This window comes from Kitasatospora sp. NPDC088742, assembly GCF_055584905.1.
In genome coordinates this window covers 377,099-393,298 of record NZ_JBVJLD010000002.1, presented here as the reverse complement: position 1 = coordinate 393,298, position 16,200 = coordinate 377,099, and the positions used below count along the sequence as shown (strand labels likewise).

The 16,200-nt window shown below is 72.8% G+C and carries 16 protein-coding genes and 1 pseudogene; 9 read left to right on the top strand and 8 right to left on the bottom strand.

What is annotated here, in order from left to right; all coding sequences use genetic code 11:
• Positions 1 to 34: 34 nt before the first annotated feature.
• The 3 genes from ACZ6ZR_RS03910 to ACZ6ZR_RS03900 are packed head-to-tail and all read left to right on the top strand — an operon-like array spanning position 35 to position 3,401.
• Positions 35 to 1,588: a flavin-containing monooxygenase gene (locus tag ACZ6ZR_RS03910; RefSeq protein WP_465639068.1), complete on the top strand. Its 1,554-nt coding sequence runs from the start codon at positions 35 to 37 to the stop codon at positions 1,586 to 1,588.
• Positions 1,585 to 2,523: an alpha/beta fold hydrolase gene (locus ACZ6ZR_RS03905; RefSeq protein ID WP_465639066.1), complete on the top strand. Its 939-nt coding sequence runs from the start codon at positions 1,585 to 1,587 to the stop codon at positions 2,521 to 2,523. The genes ACZ6ZR_RS03910 and ACZ6ZR_RS03905 overlap by 4 nt, the downstream gene beginning before the upstream one ends.
• Entirely contained in the window at positions 2,520 to 3,401 is an 882-nt protein-coding gene (locus ACZ6ZR_RS03900; protein ID WP_465639064.1) for an SDR family oxidoreductase, read from the top strand. Before ACZ6ZR_RS03905 ends, ACZ6ZR_RS03900 begins: the two co-directional genes overlap by 4 nt.
• A gap of 109 nt (positions 3,402 to 3,510) precedes the next feature.
• On the opposite strand, the gene ACZ6ZR_RS03895 is transcribed toward ACZ6ZR_RS03900, so the two are convergent.
• Positions 3,511 to 3,936 (bottom strand): hypothetical protein, encoded by a 426-nt coding sequence (locus ACZ6ZR_RS03895; RefSeq protein ID WP_465639210.1) that lies wholly within the window; start codon positions 3,934 to 3,936, stop codon positions 3,511 to 3,513.
• 22 nt (positions 3,937 to 3,958) lie between these two features.
• On the opposite strand from ACZ6ZR_RS03895, the pseudogene ACZ6ZR_RS03890 reads away from it, so the two are divergent.
• A pseudogene (locus ACZ6ZR_RS03890) lies at positions 3,959 to 5,005 on the top strand (ISL3 family transposase); the annotation flags it as partial.
• A 107-nt stretch (positions 5,006 to 5,112) separates the two neighbouring features.
• Here ACZ6ZR_RS03890 and ACZ6ZR_RS03885 read toward each other — a convergent pair.
• The 4 genes from ACZ6ZR_RS03885 to ACZ6ZR_RS03870 all read right to left on the bottom strand — a co-directional run bounded on the left by ACZ6ZR_RS03885 (position 5,113) and on the right by ACZ6ZR_RS03870 (position 7,845).
• Positions 5,113 to 5,688 (bottom strand): Uma2 family endonuclease, encoded by a 576-nt coding sequence (locus tag ACZ6ZR_RS03885; RefSeq protein WP_465639062.1) that lies wholly within the window; start codon positions 5,686 to 5,688, stop codon positions 5,113 to 5,115.
• Positions 5,689 to 5,851: 163 nt separating this feature from the next.
• Positions 5,852 to 6,763 (bottom strand): DUF6895 family protein, encoded by a 912-nt coding sequence (locus tag ACZ6ZR_RS03880; protein ID WP_465639060.1) that lies wholly within the window; start codon positions 6,761 to 6,763, stop codon positions 5,852 to 5,854.
• Complete coding sequence (locus ACZ6ZR_RS03875; protein ID WP_465639059.1) at positions 6,760 to 7,410, bottom strand: hypothetical protein; 651 nt, start codon at positions 7,408 to 7,410, stop codon at positions 6,760 to 6,762. The genes ACZ6ZR_RS03880 and ACZ6ZR_RS03875 overlap by 4 nt, the downstream gene beginning before the upstream one ends.
• Positions 7,411 to 7,644: 234 nt before the next feature.
• On the bottom strand, positions 7,645 to 7,845 hold the full coding sequence (locus ACZ6ZR_RS03870; protein ID WP_465639057.1) for a hypothetical protein: 201 nt from the start codon (positions 7,843 to 7,845) through the stop codon (positions 7,645 to 7,647).
• Positions 7,846 to 8,007: 162 nt separating this feature from the next.
• Between ACZ6ZR_RS03870 and ACZ6ZR_RS03865 the strand changes: the two genes are divergently transcribed.
• Both ACZ6ZR_RS03865 and ACZ6ZR_RS03860 read left to right on the top strand, forming a co-directional pair.
• Positions 8,008 to 8,781: an SDR family NAD(P)-dependent oxidoreductase gene (locus tag ACZ6ZR_RS03865; protein ID WP_465639055.1), complete on the top strand. Its 774-nt coding sequence runs from the start codon at positions 8,008 to 8,010 to the stop codon at positions 8,779 to 8,781.
• 122 nt (positions 8,782 to 8,903) lie between these two features.
• Positions 8,904 to 10,790: an ABC transporter ATP-binding protein gene (locus ACZ6ZR_RS03860; protein ID WP_465639053.1), complete on the top strand. Its 1,887-nt coding sequence runs from the start codon at positions 8,904 to 8,906 to the stop codon at positions 10,788 to 10,790.
• On the opposite strand, the gene ACZ6ZR_RS03855 is transcribed toward ACZ6ZR_RS03860, so the two are convergent.
• Together ACZ6ZR_RS03855 and ACZ6ZR_RS03850 are read right to left on the bottom strand one after the other, a co-directional pair.
• Complete coding sequence (locus ACZ6ZR_RS03855; RefSeq protein WP_465639051.1) at positions 10,763 to 11,431, bottom strand: lysophospholipid acyltransferase family protein; 669 nt, start codon at positions 11,429 to 11,431, stop codon at positions 10,763 to 10,765. The two genes, ACZ6ZR_RS03860 and ACZ6ZR_RS03855, sit on opposite strands and share 28 nt — an antisense overlap.
• A 131-nt stretch (positions 11,432 to 11,562) precedes the next feature.
• Entirely contained in the window at positions 11,563 to 12,591 is a 1,029-nt protein-coding gene (locus ACZ6ZR_RS03850; RefSeq protein ID WP_465639049.1) for a helix-turn-helix transcriptional regulator, read from the bottom strand.
• Positions 12,592 to 12,690: 99 nt separating this feature from the next.
• Between ACZ6ZR_RS03850 and ACZ6ZR_RS03845 the strand changes: the two genes are divergently transcribed.
• On the top strand, positions 12,691 to 13,284 hold the full coding sequence (locus tag ACZ6ZR_RS03845) for a TIGR03086 family metal-binding protein (protein WP_465639047.1): 594 nt from the start codon (positions 12,691 to 12,693) through the stop codon (positions 13,282 to 13,284).
• A 141-nt stretch (positions 13,285 to 13,425) separates the two neighbouring features.
• On the opposite strand, the gene ACZ6ZR_RS03840 is transcribed toward ACZ6ZR_RS03845, so the two are convergent.
• Positions 13,426 to 14,457: a glycosyltransferase family 2 protein gene (locus ACZ6ZR_RS03840; protein ID WP_465639045.1), complete on the bottom strand. Its 1,032-nt coding sequence runs from the start codon at positions 14,455 to 14,457 to the stop codon at positions 13,426 to 13,428.
• A gap of 450 nt (positions 14,458 to 14,907) precedes the next feature.
• On the opposite strand from ACZ6ZR_RS03840, the gene ACZ6ZR_RS03835 reads away from it, so the two are divergent.
• Both ACZ6ZR_RS03835 and ACZ6ZR_RS03830 read left to right on the top strand, forming a co-directional pair.
• Positions 14,908 to 15,762, top strand: a complete 855-nt coding sequence (locus ACZ6ZR_RS03835) for a hypothetical protein (protein ID WP_465639044.1) — start codon at positions 14,908 to 14,910, stop codon at positions 15,760 to 15,762.
• Positions 15,763 to 15,903: 141 nt separating this feature from the next.
• Positions 15,904 to 16,173 (top strand): hypothetical protein, encoded by a 270-nt coding sequence (locus tag ACZ6ZR_RS03830; protein WP_465639042.1) that lies wholly within the window; start codon positions 15,904 to 15,906, stop codon positions 16,171 to 16,173.
• The last annotated feature ends 27 nt before the right edge of the window (positions 16,174 to 16,200 follow it).

Genomic DNA, 16,200 nt, shown 5'->3' with positions numbered 1-16,200 from the left:
CCCTCAGCGCTCCCACCCCACCGGAGGCCGACGCATGGCAGCCAGCCCCAAGCTCTCCAAGCAGGACCCCGTCCCGGAGGAGGCCCCGCACGTCCGGGTCGCCGTGGTCGGCTCGGGCTTCGGCGGCCTCGGCGCCGGCGTCCGGCTGCGCCGGGCCGGGATCACCGACTTCGTGATCCTGGAGCGGGCCTCCTCGGTCGGCGGCACCTGGCGGGACAACAGCTACCCCGGCTGCGCCTGCGACGTGCCCTCGCACCTCTACTCCTTCTCCTTCGCGCCCAACCCGGACTGGCCGCGCAGCTTCTCCTTCCAGCCGGACATCCGCGCCTACCTGGAGCGCGTCGCCGACACCTTCGGCCTGCGCCCGCACCTGCGCTTCGGCGCCGAGGTGCTGGAGCTGCGCTGGGAGCAGGAGCAGACCCGCTGGCGGGTCACCACCGCCGCCGGCACCTGGACCGCCGACGCCGTGGTCTCCGCCGCCGGCCCGCTGGCAGACCCGCAGATCCCCGACCTCCCGGGCCTGCAGGACTTCACCGGCAAGGTCTTCCACTCCTCCCGCTGGGACCACGACTTCGACCTGACCGGCAAGCGGGTCGCCGTCGTCGGCACCGGCGCCTCGGCCGCCCAGATCATCCCGGCCATCCAGCCGAAGGTCGGCAAGCTGACGGTCTTCCAGCGCACCCCCGCCTGGGTCCTGCCGCGCAACGACCGCGAGATCACGGCCGCCGAGAAGTGGTTGCACGGTGCCCTGCCGCCCACCGGCAAGCTCCGCCGCGGCGTGCTCTTCGCGCTCCGCGAGCTCCAGGTGGACGCCTTCGTCCGCCGCCCCGGAGCCCTCAAGCTGGTCCAGCAGCTGGCCGTGCGCAACATCCACCAGGGCATCAAGGACCCGGGGTTGAGGGCCAAGCTGACCCCGGACTACCGGATCGGCTGCAAGCGCATCCTGCTCAGCAACACCTACTACCCGGCGCTCGCCGCCCCCAACACCGAGGTGGTCGCCGGCGGCCTGCGCGAGCTGCGCGGCTCCACCCTGGTCGCCGCCGACGGCAGCGAGCACGAGGTGGACGCGGTGGTCTTCGGCACCGGCTTCCACGTCACCGACATGCCCATCGCCCAGCGGGTGTTCGGCGTGGACGGGGTCAGCCTGGCCGAGGAGTGGAAGGACGGCATGGAGGCGCTGCGCGGCTCCACGGTGCGCGGCTTTCCCAACCTGTTCTTCGTGATCGGGCCCAACACCGGCCTCGGCAACAGCTCGATGATCCTCATGATCGAGTCCCAACTGAACTACCTGATCGACGCGTTGACCACCCTGGACGCGATCGGCGGCGGCGCCCTCCAGCCCACCGCCCGGGCCCAGCGGCAGTGGAACCTCGAACTCCAGCACAAGATGGACCGGACCGTCTGGTCCACCGGCGGCTGCCTCAGCTGGTACCTGGACGGCAGCGGCAAGAACACCGTGCTCTGGCCCGGCTCCACCAGCTCCTTCCGCCGCGCCACCCGCCGGATCGACCTGGCCGAGTACGAGGTGGTCCGCCGCTCCTCGACCACTGCCGGGACCGTGACGAATCCTCAGGAGGCCCTCGCATGACCGCACTTCCGCCCGACTGCGTGATGCCGGTGCCCGCCGAGGAGTACCGGATCCGCTCGGAGGACGGCCACTGGATCCACGCCGCCGCCTTCGGTCCCGAGGACGCCCCGCTGGTCGTGCTGGCCCACGGCTGGACCTGCTCCACCGTCTTCTGGGCCCCGGTCATCCGCCAACTCGCCGCCGACCACCGGGTGGTGGCCTACGACCAGCGCGGCCACGGCCGCAGCGACATCCCGGCCACCGTCTCCGGCTACTCCACCGTCAAGCTGGCCGACGATCTGGAGGCGGTGCTGCTGAGGGTCGTCCCGGACGGCCGGCAGGCCGTGGTCGCCGGGCACAGCATGGGCGGCATGACCATCATGGCCGCCGCCGAACGCGGCGAGGTGGCCGCCCGTACCGCCGCCAACCTGCTCTGCTCCACCGGTCCCGGCGACCTGCTGGCCGAGCTGAACGTGGTGCCGGCCTCCGTGCCGCGCCCCCTCCGCACCTTCCTGGGGCGGCAGTTGCTCCAGTCCCGGATGCCGCTCGGCCGCTCCAGCGCGGTCAGCCGGGCCGCCCTGAAGTACGCCACCATGGGCCCCGACACCTCCCCCGACCGGGTCGCCGCCACCGCCGAGGTGGTGCACGCCTGCCCGACCGGCGTCCGCCACCGGTGGTCCCGGGTGCTCGGCACCCTCGACCTCTACGCCAAGGTCGCCAAGCTGGCCGCCCCCACGGCGGTGCTGGTCGGCACCCACGACCGGCTCACCCCGCCGGTCCACTCCCGGCGCCTGCTCTCCGCCCTGCCGGCCCCGGCCGGCCTGGTCGAACTGCCCCGGATCGGCCACATGGCCCCGGTCGAACGGCCCGCCGAGGTGGCCGGCGAGATCCGCCGCCTCGTGGCCGCGCACCTGCCGTCCGCCCGTCCCTCCCGCTCCCGGAAGGCCGCCTCATGAGCCCCCAGCTGAACGGTCAGGTCGTCGTCGTCACCGGTGCCGCCCGCGGCGTCGGCGCCCTGACGGCCCGTAAGCTCGCCGAACGCGGCGCCCGCCCCGCGCTGGTCGGCCTGGAGCCCACCGAGCTCAAGGCCGCGGCGGAGGCCTGCGGCCCGCTGGCCACCTGGCACGAGGCCGACGTCACCGACCTCGCCGGTCTGACGGCGGTGGCCGCCGAGATCCAGGAGCGGCACGGCCGGATCGACGCCGTGATGGCCAACGCCGGCATCGCCATCGGCGGCCCGCTGGTGGACTCCGACCCGCGCACCTTCGACCGCGTCATCGAGGTCAACCTCCTCGGCAGCGTCGCCACCGCCCGGGCCTTCCTCCCCGCCCTCACCGAGAGCCGCGGCTACCTGCTCCAGATCGCCTCGCTGGCCGCCATGACCCCCGCTCCCCTGATGGCCGCCTACTGCGCCTCCAAGGCCGGCGTCGAGGCCTTCGCCCACTCCCTCCGCGCGGAGGTCGCCCACCAGGGCGTCAAGGTCGGCGTCGGCTACCTGAGTTGGACCGACACCGACATGGTCCGCGGCGCCGACCAGGACGACGTCCTGCGCCAGATGCGCGCCCGCCTCCCCTGGCCCGCCAACAAGACCTACCCCCTCCCGCCCGCCGTCGACCGCATCGTCGACGGCATCGCCCGCCGCTCCGCCCACGTCTACGCCCAGCCCTGGCTCCGCGCCATGCAACCCCTCCGCTGGACCCTCCCCACCCTCATCGCCGCCGTGGGCTCCCGCGACGTCGCCCGCCTCGCCCCCCAACTCAAGGCCACCGCCACCACCCGCCTCCGCCCCGTCGGCGCCGGGGGCGAAGCCGACACCTCCCGCCCGGTGCACTGAACACACCCGAGGGGTGGCCCTCCCGCACCACGCGGAAGGACCACCCCTCAACTGCCGGACCGTCAATGACGGGTGCGGCTGCCGAACAGGCCGCGCCTGGGCGCCGCCTCTACTCGTCCGTCTCCAGCCACCTGCCGTACTCGAGCGCGTCCGCGCGGACCGGACCGGAGACCGAGAGCCGCCTCCACCACCAGCCCTGATCACCGATCTCGTCGCCCGCGTTCCTCGCGACGAGCATCCGCGGATCGTCCTCGGTGCAGGCCCCGTACCGGTCGTCCGCCTCCTTGACCACAAGGGCCTCCGGCGCGGACTCGATCTCCCGCTCGACCCGGTCGCGGAAGTACAGCGCACCAGCCGTGTCGTACGCGTTCCACCCGCCACGCCCCCCGGCCTCCTCCGCAGTCTGCTCGGAGAGGGGGGCGACGTCCTGGGCCCAGAACTCCAGCAGACTCCGCAGGGAGACCACCCGGTCGGGTGACAGACGCACCTGCGCGCCGTCCAGGAACGGGTCCAGCTGCTGGGTCCCGTGCGTCACTGGTCTCGTCCGTCCCGGTACATTCGCCCTCAAACGCCGGCACCGCTACGCCACCGTGATCATCGACGCCGAGACCGGCGAACGTGTCGCTGTTCTGCCCGACCGCACCGCCCATACGCTGGTCGCGTGGCTGCGCGAGCACCCCGGCGCGGAGTACGTCTGCCGCGACGGCTCCGACTCCTACGGTGAGGCGATTCGCCAGGCCCTGCCCGAAGCGGTGCAGGTCAGCGACAGATGGCACCTATGGAGCAACCTTTGCGGCAAGGGTCCTGGCCGAGGTCCGCTCCCACGCCGCCTGCCGGGCCACCGCCGTGAACCCCGCCCGGCCCGGGGGCGTACGCGAGCAGACCACCCGTGAGCGCTGGCAGCGAGTCCACCACCTGCTCGACCAAGGCGTCGGACTGCTCGAATGCGCCCACCGCCCCGACGTCGCCCTGAACACCGTCAAACGGTACGCCCGCATGAAGGAGCCCACCGGCGAGCGCCGCGCACCCAGCTACAAGCCCACGCTCGTCGATCCCTACCGCGACACCTGCGCAGGCGCCGGGCCGAGGACCCCGCGGTGCACGTCACCCACCTCCTACGCGAGATCAAAGAGTTGGGCTACACCGGCAGCGCGAACCTCCTGGTCCGCTACCTCACCCAGGGCCGCGCCGAGGGCGACAGACCGGTCACCACCCCGCAGCGCTTCGCCCGCCTCCTGCTCACCCGCCCCGAGAATCCGTACGACAAGGACACCGTCCTTCCGCGGCACCTCACCCAAGCCTGCCCAGGGATGGCCGAACTCGCCATACTCACCCGCGAGTTCGCGCAGCTACTGACCCCAGTTGAGGGCAACAACGCCAAGCTCACCGACTGGATCACGGCACTCCGCGCCACCGACCTTCGCCAGCTGCACTCCTTCGCGAACGGCCTCGAACTCGACCGCGCCGCCGTCGACGCCGGCCTCACCCTCCCGTTCCACAACGGCCGCACCGAGGGCGTCAACACGCGAACCAAGCGGATCATGAGGCAGATGCACGGCCGGGCCGGATTCCCCCTGCTCCGCCACCGCATCCTCCTCCAGTGATCACCACGCAGCGTTACCACCGGATGCGGGACAGAGCCAAGAAAAAACTGACACTCCCGGCGGGGCGGACCACAATGGTCCGCCCCGCCCCGGGCGTTGTCGTGCCATCAGGTGTAGGGGATGAGGGCGTCGGTCCGGAGCGTGAAGCCGAACGGCGCCGGGACGGGGAGCAGGGTCCCGAAGTCGACCGTGGTGCGCAGGTGGTAGCGGCCGGAGGCGAGGCCAGTCAGCAGGGTGACCTGCTTGTCGCGTGGGTCGACGATCAGGTAGGTCGGGATGCCCATGAGGGGGTAGTCGCGGACCTTGCCGTGCCAGTCGTTCTCGGGGTTGGTCGGCGAGACGACCTCGACCACGATCGCGGCGTAGTGCGCGGGGGTCTCGGTGCCGAAGCCGTGCTGGGCGTCGAGCGAGAGGTAGGTGAGGTCAGGATTGCGGAGCTTGGCGGTCTCGGGGGAGGAGAGGTCGGTGTTCTCGGACGGGATCAGGTCGTCCGGGCAGTGCGCGTCGAACTGACGCCGCACCAGCAGCAGGTTCCGCTGGTGGATGATGGTGGGCGCCGACATCATGATGATCTCGTCGCCGGAGATCTCGATCTTGTAGCCGGAAGGCAAGGCAGCCTGGGCCTGCCGAGCGTCCTCGAGCAGCCTGCGATGACGGTCGTACGCCGGCTCTGCCTGCGTCATGTCCTCTGCCTTTCACCTTTCGTGGCCGGAGCTCATTCTGCCGGACGCGTCATCGCTTCATCGGTCGTGGCGGGTGAAGTCCGGGACGCCTTCGGTTGCCGCGCGATCGGCCATCCGCACCAACTCCTTTCGTTCCGTGCTTGTCCGGCCTTCCCCCTGTGAGTCACAGGGCGCGGGCGAGGGCGAGCGTGCCGGCGATGACGGCGACGGTGGCGGTGTGTTCGTGGTCGCGGAAGGCTTGGGAGGGGTCGGGGCTGACGGGGGTGGTGTCGCGGGGGGTGAGGCCGTTGGGGTGCTGGGTGGCGCAGAGGCGTTCCCAGGGGTCGAGGCCGCAGGCGGGGGTGGCGGTGCAGGAGTCGGCGGCGAGGAGTGTGCCGACCAGGTCCCACTGGCCGGTCTCCAGCCAGATGTCGACCCAGACCGGGAGCCAGGTGCGGAGGTAGTCGCGGAGGGGCTCGGGCATCCGGTCCGGTTCGGCGCCCCAGTCGGTGAGGTGGAAGACGGTCTGGGCGAGGTGGTAGCCGGTGGGCCAGTCGATGGTCCAGGGTTCGGGGGTGGCGCCCAGCCAGGTGGTGGCGGCGAGGGTGGCCCAGTCCGTGCGCTGGTGGGGGAGGCCGGTGAGGCGGCGGGCGTTGGCCACGGCGAGGCGGTGGTGGGGGAGGAGTTCGACGGCGTCGGCGGCCCGCAGGGTGGTGAGGGTGCGCAGCAGTTCGTCCAGCTCCCGGTGCCGGTAGCCGACCCGGGCGAAGTGCGCGTACGCCTCCAGCGGATCGGTCGCCTGCGGGAAGCGCAACTGCCGCTCGTAGAGCAGGTTCCCGCTCTGGAGCTGGTGCCAGCAGAACTCGATGGTCTCGCCCGCCGCCGCCAGGTCCCGCCGCCCGGCGACGCCGTCCCGCAGGACCAGCGAGGCGGCCAGGGCGGACTCGCCGAGCGGCTTGTAGGTGCTGTCCGGGGTGGTCGGGTCGAGGGTCGCGTCGGGTGGGAAGACGCCGTGGCCGAGTTGGTGGGCCCGGTGCAGCCAGTGCAGGGCGCGGGAGGAGAGCTGCTGGGCGGCCCGGAGCAGGCGATCGGTCATCGGGTGCTCAACAGTCTTTCGGTGACGGCGAGTTGGAGGGACGTGCGGCGGCTGCCGTCGCCGGTGAGGCGGAGCCTGGCGAGCAGCGGGGGCAGGTCGAGGGCGGGCTCGTGGTGATGGGAGAGCCAGGCGCACCAGCGGAGCAGCCGCAGGGCGGTGCGGTGGTCGCCGCGGAGCACGGCGCGGACGGTGCCGCGGGCCAGCGCGAGGGGTTCGCGGCGGACGGAGCGGTGGACGGGGCCGTCCAGGCCGGGCAGTGCGAGCGGTGCCAGGAGGGCGAGTTGAGCCGACCAGCGCTGCCAGGAGTCGGCCGGGTCGGGCGTGCGGTCGGGCTGCGGGACGGGGCGTCCGGCAAGGAGGCCGGAGGTGTGGTCGAGCCAGGCGGTGGTGAGGGGGTCGGGGGAGGGCGGGAAGACGTCGAGGGCGGTGGAGAGGGCGGTGGCGGTGCGGCGGTCGGGGGCGGTGCCGGTGAGGAGTTGGGGGACGAAGAGGTCCGGGCCGAGCAGGCGGAGTGCGGCGAGCTCGGCCGGGTCGGTGGGGTGGGACGGGGCGACGGGACGTGCGACGCCGTCGAGGGCGTCCAGGACGCGGTCCGCGAGGCGCTCGGCCGCGGCGGTGTACTGGTCCCGCAGGGCGGTGTTGGGCACGGACGGCTCCTGGCAGGTGGTCGCTTCGGGCCGGGGTGGTTACCCCGGGCGCGCGGGGCTCTGCTCGCAGGGGAACGGCAGCACGTGCACCTGGCTCACGTGCCCCGATCCGGCTCTGGGCCGTCTTCCGATTCGCGCGGTTCCTCGCGCCCCCGGTGGCGCAGCCAGGTGCGCAAGCCTGCAGAAGGGTGTCCCCCTGGGCCCGGTGGGACGGCGGGCGCCAGGGGGACGGGGTCAGCCGCGTTCCTCGGGGGGCCTGGCCGGGCGCCGTTCCGGGGTGGTCCTCGGGGTGAGGAGGAGGGCGCCGGTGGCCTCGGGACGGTGGGCCGGTGCGGCGCTGAGCGTCGTCTCGCCCTCGGCCAGCAGGGCGGCCAGCGCGGCACGTGCGGCCGGGCCGGCGACCGGTCTTATCCCGGTGCGGATCTGAGTGGGCATCAGATGTCTCCATGTTGTTCGGGTACGGCGTCCACATTGACGCCGCACCCGGCAACGCTATGAGCACGAATCGACCGGAATGCCCGGGGCGCGCCGGACGTGCCGTCAGATCGGCGGCGACGCGCCGGTGCACGGGTGATTACCGACCGGTACGGTCGGTGCATGACGACTGTTCTCATCACCGGCGCGACCGCCGGAATCGGCGCGGCCTTCGCCACCCGGCTGGCCAGGGACGGGCGCGACCTGGTGCTGGTCGCCCGTGACGCCCAGCGGCTGGCGGACGCCGCGGCCGACCTCACCAAGCGGTACGGGGTCGAGGTCGAGGTGCTCCCGGCCGACCTGGCCACCGACGAGGGCATCACCGCCGTCGAGGACCGGCTGCGGGCCACTGTGAAGCCGGTGGACATCCTGATCAACAACGCCGGCTTCGGGAACCGGGGCGCGTATCTGACTGTGCCGCTGGAGCAGGAGCTCGACATGCTCAAGGTGCACGTCGAGGCGATCCTGCGGACCACCTCCGCCGCGATCCCGGGCATGCGCGAGCGCGGCTTCGGCGCCGTCGTCAACGTCGCCTCGGTGGCGGCCTTCCTGCCGCGCGGCACGTACGGGGCGACCAAGGCGTGGGTGGTCTCGTTCACCCAGGGCATCGCCCGGGACCTGGGCGGGACGGGCGTGCGGATGATGGCGCTGGCGCCGGGCTTCACCCGGACCGAGTTCCACCAGCGGGCCGGGATGGGCACCAAGAACGTGCCGGGCTGGGGCTGGCTGTCGGCGGAGCGGGTGGTGGACGAGGCGCTGGCCGACCTGGCGCGCGGGCGTTCGCTGTCGGTGCCGGGCAAGCGGTACAAGGCCGTGGTGGCGATCGCCCGGCTGCTGCCGAGCGGCGGCCTGGGTGGTGTCTCCTCCAAGGCGGCCCGCACGTACCGCACGGACTGAGGCCGTGGGTCCTGACGGCGGATCAGGACCGGAGCTCATTATTAGCGCGCCTAACTATGAGCTATGCTCGGTACGCGGCTGGGACACCCCCTGCCCGCGTACCCGGTTCATGGAGGACGCCTGTGCGGCCCGACTCGGTCGATTGGACACCGCCCGCCAGGGCGAAGGACGAACCGCGCCCGCCGGCGCAGTGGCGCCGGATCCTGGCCCTGTTCCGCCCCTACCGGTGGCGGCTGCTGGGGGTCGGGCTGCTGGTGGCGGCGTCCGCCCTGGTCTCGGTGGTGACGCCGTTCCTGCTCCGCGCGGTGCTGGACACCGCCATACCGCAGGGCCGCACCGGCCTGCTCAGCCTGCTGGCCCTCGGCATGGTCGCGACCGCCGTGGTCAGCTCGGTCTTCGGGGTGCTGCAGACGCTGATCTCGACCACCGTCGGCCAGCACGTCATGCACGACCTGCGCACCGCGGTGTACCGGCACCTCCAGCGGATGTCGCTGGCCTTCTACACCCGCACCCGCACCGGCGAGGTGCAGTCCCGGATCGCCAACGACATCGGCGGGATGCAGTCCACCGTCACCTCCACCGCCACCTCCCTGGTCTCCAACCTCACCGGCGTGGTGGCCACCGTGGTCGCGATGGTGGCGCTGGACTGGAGGCTGACCGTGGTCTCGCTGCTGCTGCTCCCGCTCTTCGTCTGGATCAGCCGCCGGGTCGGCAAGGAGCGCAAGAAGATCACCACTCAGCGGCAGAAGCAGCTGGCCGCGATGAGCTCCGCCGTCCAGGAGTCGCTCTCCGTCAGCGGCATCCTGCTCGGCCGCACCATGGGCCGCTCCGACTCGCTCTCCGCCGACTTCGACCGGCAGTCCGCCGAGCTGGCCGGGCTGGAGGTGCGCACCTCGATGGCCGGGCGGTGGCGGATGGCCACCATCGGGATCGTGATGGCCGCGATGCCGGCCGTCATCTACTGGGCCGCCGGGATGGCGGTCGCGGGCGGCGCCCCGTTCGTCTCGATCGGCACCCTGGTCGCGTTCGTCTCGCTCCAGCAGGGGCTGCTCCGGCCCACCGTCAGCCTGCTCTCCACCGGTGTGCAGGTGCAGACCTCGCTCGCGCTGTTCCAGCGGATCTTCGAGTACCTGGACCTCCCGGTGGAGATCGCCGAACCGGCCGAGCCGGTCCGCCCGGCGGCCGTCCGGGGCGACGTGGTCTTCGAGGACGTGGACTTCCGCTACCAGCCCGAGCAGGAGCGGCCCACGCTCAGCGGCGTGAACCTCAAGGTCCCGGCCGGCGGCTCGCTGGCCGTGGTCGGCGAGACCGGCTCCGGCAAGACCACCCTCAGCTACCTGGTGCCCCGGCTCTACGACGTGACGGGGGGTCGGGTGACGATCGACGGCACCGACGTGCGCGAGCTGGCCTTCGACAGCCTGGCCGAAGCGGTCGGCGTGGTCTCCCAGGAGACCTACCTCTTCCACGCCTCGGTGGCGGAGAACCTGCGCTTCGCCAAGCCCGGGGCCACTGATGAGGAACTGGAGGAGGCCGCCCGGGCGGCCCAGATCCACGAGCTGATCGCCGCCCTGCCGCTGGGCTACGACACCGTGGTCGGCGAGCGCGGGCACCGCTTCTCCGGCGGCGAGAAGCAGCGGCTGGCCATCGCCCGCACCGTGCTGCGCAACCCGCCGGTGCTGATCCTGGACGAGGCCACCAGCGCGCTGGACAACCAGACCGAACGGGCCGTCCAGCAGGCCGTGGACGCGCTCTCCGAGGGCCGCACCACCATCACCATCGCGCACCGGCTCTCCACGGTCCGCCGGGCGGACCAGATCGCGGTGCTGGACGGCGGCCGGGTGGCCGAGCTGGGCACGCACGAGGAGCTGCTCGCGCTGGACGGGCGGTACGCGGCGCTGCTGCGCCGGGAGCTGCCGACCCCGTCAGCCGGGGAGGCGGCCGAGGAGGCAGTCGAGGACGCGGTCGAGGAGGAGACGGAGCGTCAGGCCGCCATCGGGCGCTCGTTGTAGACCTCGGCCAGCTCCTGGCCGGAGAGCTCGTGGATCGCCGCCATCACCTGGTCGGTGACCTCGCGGCGGGCCCGGGCCGAGCGGGCCTGGCCGTGCAGCTCGTCGAAGCGGAGCGGCTCACCGAAGCGGACGGTGACCTTCCGCAGGCGCGGAAAGCGCTTTCCGACCGGCAGGATCTCCTCCGGGCCCTCCAGTGCCACCGGCACCACCGGCACCCCGGCGGTCAGCGCCAGCCAGGCCACCCCGGTCTTGCCGCGGTAGAGCCGGCCGTCCAGCGAGCGGGTGCCCTCGGGGTAGATGCCGAAGGCCTTGCCGTCGTTCAAGATCTCCAGCGCCGACTCCAGCGAGGCCTGTGCCGAGCGGTACTCGCCGCGCTCGACCGGCACCGCGTTGATCGCGTTGAAGAACGCCTTGGACAGCGCGCCCTTGAGGCCGGTGCCGGTGAAGTACTCGGCCTTGGCGAGGAAGAACACCTGGCGCGGCGCGGTCAGCGGGATCACCACGCTGTCGATGAAGGACAGGTGGTTGCTGGCCAGGATCACGCCACCACCGCGCGGCACGTTCTCCAGCCCCTCGATGACGGGGCGGTAGACCGCCTTCGCCAGGGGCTTGAGCACGAGCTTGGTGATGAGGTTGATCATCTGGTCTCCCTGGCCGGCCGGTCGTCGCGCTAAGTTCCCGCCCGGTAACTTCGGGCGGGACCAGTCCGCAGGTTACGTCATCGACCCCGCCGCCCGTCCACTGCTCCGCTCCGTGGACGGTGCGATCCGCGTCACGCCGCGCGGGGTGGAATGTCCGTGTTGGGGTGCTCTTCTGACGGATCGTCTCCCTCGCCCCGCGCGTCGGAGTACATCCGCAGGGTGTCGGCCGCCGCCCGGGCCAGCAGTCGGCGGGCCTCCGGCGGGGTCAGCACCTCCACGTCGGTGCCGAACGGCAGCAGCGTCCGCGCCTCCTCGACCGCCCCGAACCCGAACTCCGCCAGCACATGTGACGGACCGTCCGGCACGGGCGGGCCGAGCAGCGAGGAGCCGTGGATCCGCAGCAGCAGGTCCAGCCGCCGCCGGTGCGCCCGGGCCCGCACCCGCACGTCGTCCCGCTGCCGCTCCACCTTCTCCCTCAGCACGGCCCACACCTCCGCCAGCCCCGCCCCGTCCCGCCGCCGCACGGGCTCCGTCGTGGTTCCGGCCCGCAGCACCCGGTCGGCGCGGAACAGCCGCGGCTCCCCGTCCAGATCGGCCACCAGGTACCAGACGCCCGCCTTGCTCACCAGGCCGTACGGGTCGACGGTGTACTCGCTCGGTCCGCTCGCCCGGCCGTGGCGGTAGTCGAGTTCGAGCCGCCGGTCCTCGAAGACCGCCCGCTGGAGCTCGCCCAAGTCGGCCGGGCCGGGGGCCGCCTGGCCCTTGGCCCAGCGGGCCGGGTCGACCAGGATCCGCTCGCTGATCCGCTCCGCCTCCGGCCGGTGCGGCGCCGGGAGCGCCGCCATCACCTTGCGCAGCGCCGAGCCGATCGCCCCGCCCAGGCCCAGCGCGTCGTGCGTGCCGTCGGTCGCCAGCACGAACAGCGCCCGCGCCTCGTCCGCGGTCAGCCCCGTGACGTCGGTGCGGTAGCCCGCCAGCAGCCGGATCCCGCCGTTGCGGCCGCGCTCCGCGAAGACCGGCACCCCGGCGGCGGACAGCGCCTCCACGTCCCGGTACACGGTTCGGACCGAGACCTCCAGGCGCTCGGCCAGCTCGGAGGCCGGGACCAGACCGCGGGTCTGGAGCAGCAACATGATCGACAGCAGACGGTCGGCTCGCACCGGGTCAGCGTAAAACCTGACAGAGGATGTCCGGTAATCCAGGCAGAGTGCCCCTCGTCAGCCCGACGGAACGTCAGATCCGAGAGAGGTCCGCCCGCCATGGACGCCACCGCTTACGACCCCCGCCCCGACTACCTGCGCGCCCTCGAGCAGTTGGAGAAGCTGCTGCTCCTGGTCACCCCCGAGCAGCTGGACCGCCCCACCCCGTGCGAGGAGTACGACCTGCGCGCGCTGCTCTCCCACGCCGTGGGCGGGGTCCACCGGATCGCCTACGTCGGGGAGGGCGGTCGCAGCCAGGACGTCGCCGCCTCGGTGGGGGAGGTCGGGGACGGGGAGTGGGCGCAGGCGCTCGGACGGGCGCGGGAGCGGGCGGCCGCCGCCTGGGCCGACGAGGCCAAGCTCGACGGCCCGGCCTCGGTGCCGTGGGGCGTCATCCCCGGGCGCTTCGCCCTCGGTGGCTACGTGATGGAGGCCGTCGCCCACACCTGGGACGTCGCCCAGGTGGTCGACCCCACCACCGAGTTCGACGAGGAGCTCGGCCTCGGCGCCCTGGCCGCCGCCCGGCAGGTCCTCCCGGCGGACGGCCGTGACGCCACCGTCCCCTTCGGGCCGGTCCGCCCCGCACCGGCCGACGCCGGCCCGACGGCCCAGCTCGCCGCCTGGCTCGGGCGGGACGTCTCACGGGAGTGGTGACGCCGGGGGCGCGAGGCTCTGCTGATCTGCGGCTCCGCCGCGCGGGCGCGTGGGGGAACGGCAACACGTGCAACTGGCCGACGTGCTCCGATCGCACGCTGGTCCGCCTTCCGAATCGCGCAGTTCCCCGCGCCCCCGGTATTACCCCCTGGCCAGCACCTTCCGGAGCTTGCCCGGGAGGGCTCCGCCGCGGCGGAGTTCGTTGTAGGCGATCCGGGAGTTGCGGGCGGCGAGGCGGTACTGGATGCCGCGGACTCCCCCGGGAAAGCGGTATCCGGCCGGGCGGTGGCGGGCGAAGTGGCCGGCGATCCGGGCGAAGAAGTCGGCCCGGAGTTCGGCGGGGACGAGCCCCGGGGTGTCGTGGATGGTGAGGGCCTGACGGACCGTCCGGTCGAAGACCAGCTGCCGCATCGCGGGCCCGGGGTCGTTGCCCGGCCGGTCCAGCGTGGCGAAGATCGCGTCGTACTGGGCGAAGGCGTCGGCGTGCTTGGGGGAGGCCGTCGCGGTGATCGCGCCGGGGCGCCCGCGCCGGTAGTTGTAGCAGGAGCGGTCGAGGTAGCGCAGCCGCCCGGTGAGCAGTGCCGGGTAGGTGACGGAGATGTCCTCGTAGAACCCGCGCCCGAACTCCACGCCCAGGCCGAGCAGGAACTCCCAGCGGAAGACCTTGTTCCAGACCGACATCACGCTCTGGAAGAGCGCGGGGTGGTCCACCGCGCGGCAGCCGGCCTCCAACGGGGAGCCGCGCAGCACGTGGCCCCAGGGGTTGGGCTCGGTGGTGCCGTCGGGGTAGACGTGGACGAAGTCGGTGAGCAGGACGTCCACGGGGTGCTCGGCGGCGGCCTCCTTGCGGAGTTCGGCGAGCAGCGCGTCCAGCGTCCCCTCGGGCACCCAGTCGTCGCTGTCCACGAACCAGACGTACCGTCCGGTGACCTCGGCCATCCCGGCGATCCGGGCGCCGCCCAGGCCCTGGTTCTCCGTCAGGTGCAGCACCTTGAACCGGGAGTCGGTGGCGGCGTGCGCGTCCAGGAGGGCGCCGCAGCCGTCGGGGGAGAGGTCGTCCACCGCGATGACCTCGACCTCGCCGTCCCGCGGGCCGTCGAGCGACTCCAGGCACTGGGGGAGGAAGCGCTCCACGCCGTGGACGGGCAGCACGATGCTGAGGAGGGGGCTCACGCTGGTTCACTCCGAGGGGAAGCCGGGCCGAGGGGCGGCTGACCGGGTCTGGCGCCACTCTACTGAACCGTCGCACCGGCCCGGAAAAGGCGACCGCCGGTGCCCGCGCCGTGCGAGCGCGGGCACCGGCGGTCCGGTGTTGGCGGTCCGGCCGACCCTCAACGGCCGACCGCCGGTCCCGTCCACCAGGGGGGAGCCGGGCCGCCGCAGCGTCGAGACGGCCGGACAGTGGCTCACCTGGTGTCGGAAGTTCAGTTGTTCAGCTTCTGTTCAGCTCTCGCAGGCAATCGACCGGAGTCGGCCCACGTTTCGGCGTCATTAGAGATATTGCTTGTAGGTTTCAGTTGCGTCAATCCCCTGAATGTGTTCACTTCTTGAATCTTGCGCGATGCGTTGTCGTGAGCCTGTCGGACTTCTATATTGACGACTAGTCTCACAAGGGGGAGTGCCATGGTCAGCCCGGTCCTCAAGGCGCTGATGGTGGCGCCGCTGGCGCTCGGCGCCGGGTACCTCTTCGTGCTGCTCACCCTCTTCCCCGGCTCCACCGGCACCCTGTTCGCCTGGCGGATGTCCCCGGTCTCCGCGGCCCTGCTCGGCGCCGGGTACGGCGGCAGCTGCGTCATGTACCTGCTGGCGCTGCGGGCCCGGCGCTGGGTGGACGTCCGGGTCGCGGTGACCGCCGGGGCGCTGTTCATGCCGCTGGCCGGGCTGGCCACCCTGCTCGGCCGGGGCTCGCTCCAGCTCACCGGCGGGCCGCTGCTCGGGGTGCTGGCCGCCTGGGGCTGGGCCGCCGTGCACGCCGGGGCCCCGCTGCTCGGCCTGATCGCGCTGACCGCCCAGTGGCTGGCCCGGGAGGAGCGTCCGCCGCGTCCGCCCCGGCTGCCCTGGTGGGTCGCCGGGCCGGTCACCGGCCACGGCCTGGGCCTCACCGCCCTCGGCCTGCTGCTGTACGCGGCGCCCGGTCTGGCGGTCCGTCACTGGCCTTGGACCGCAGGCCAGTTGGAGGTCCGGATGCTCGGTGCCTGGTGCCTGGTCTTCGGGGCCGCGCTGTTGCTCACCTGGGTCGAGGCCGAACTGCGCCGGGTGCGCAACGGGATGGCGGCCCTGCTGGTCACCGGGGTGTTCGGCCTGGTCGGCCTGGTCCGCGAGGCGGGGCAGGTGAGTTGGGGTCAGACCGGCGCCTGGGCCGTGGTGTTGGTGCTCTGCGCGTTCCTGGGCCTCGGCCTCTCCGGGCTGGGGGTCGGCTGGATGCTCGACCCGGCGCTCCCGCAGGCGCCGCCCGCCCCCGTCGATGCGCACTCGTGATCGATTGCGACCGGATCTGGTGCGGCGTCAGTTCTTGTCGCACGATACGGTGGCAGATACACCAGGACGGTTGCGCGGACTCCGGCACTCGCGGATAGTCTTCGCCTCACGGCCCTGGCGCCTCGTAGGGGTGGGAAACTGATGGAACACATGCAAGTGCGGCCCCGGCCTCGGGTGCCGGCGATCCAGTGCGGTGTCGGCTCGACCGGCCGCCGCCTCGACCGCCATCTCTCGGTGCTCGGTGCTCCGGCGATCCCCGCGGTGGACACCGTCGAGGCGCTCGGCCTGATAAGGGAGCTGACGCCCCGTGGCGTCACGCCCCCGGCGGCCGTGACCCGGCGGAGCACGCGGGTGTTGCTGCTCGCGCCGCTGCGGCGGCTCAAGCGGAGCCTGTTCGGCAGCAGGGGCTGACCGCCCCCGCCCCGGACGACCCGGCAC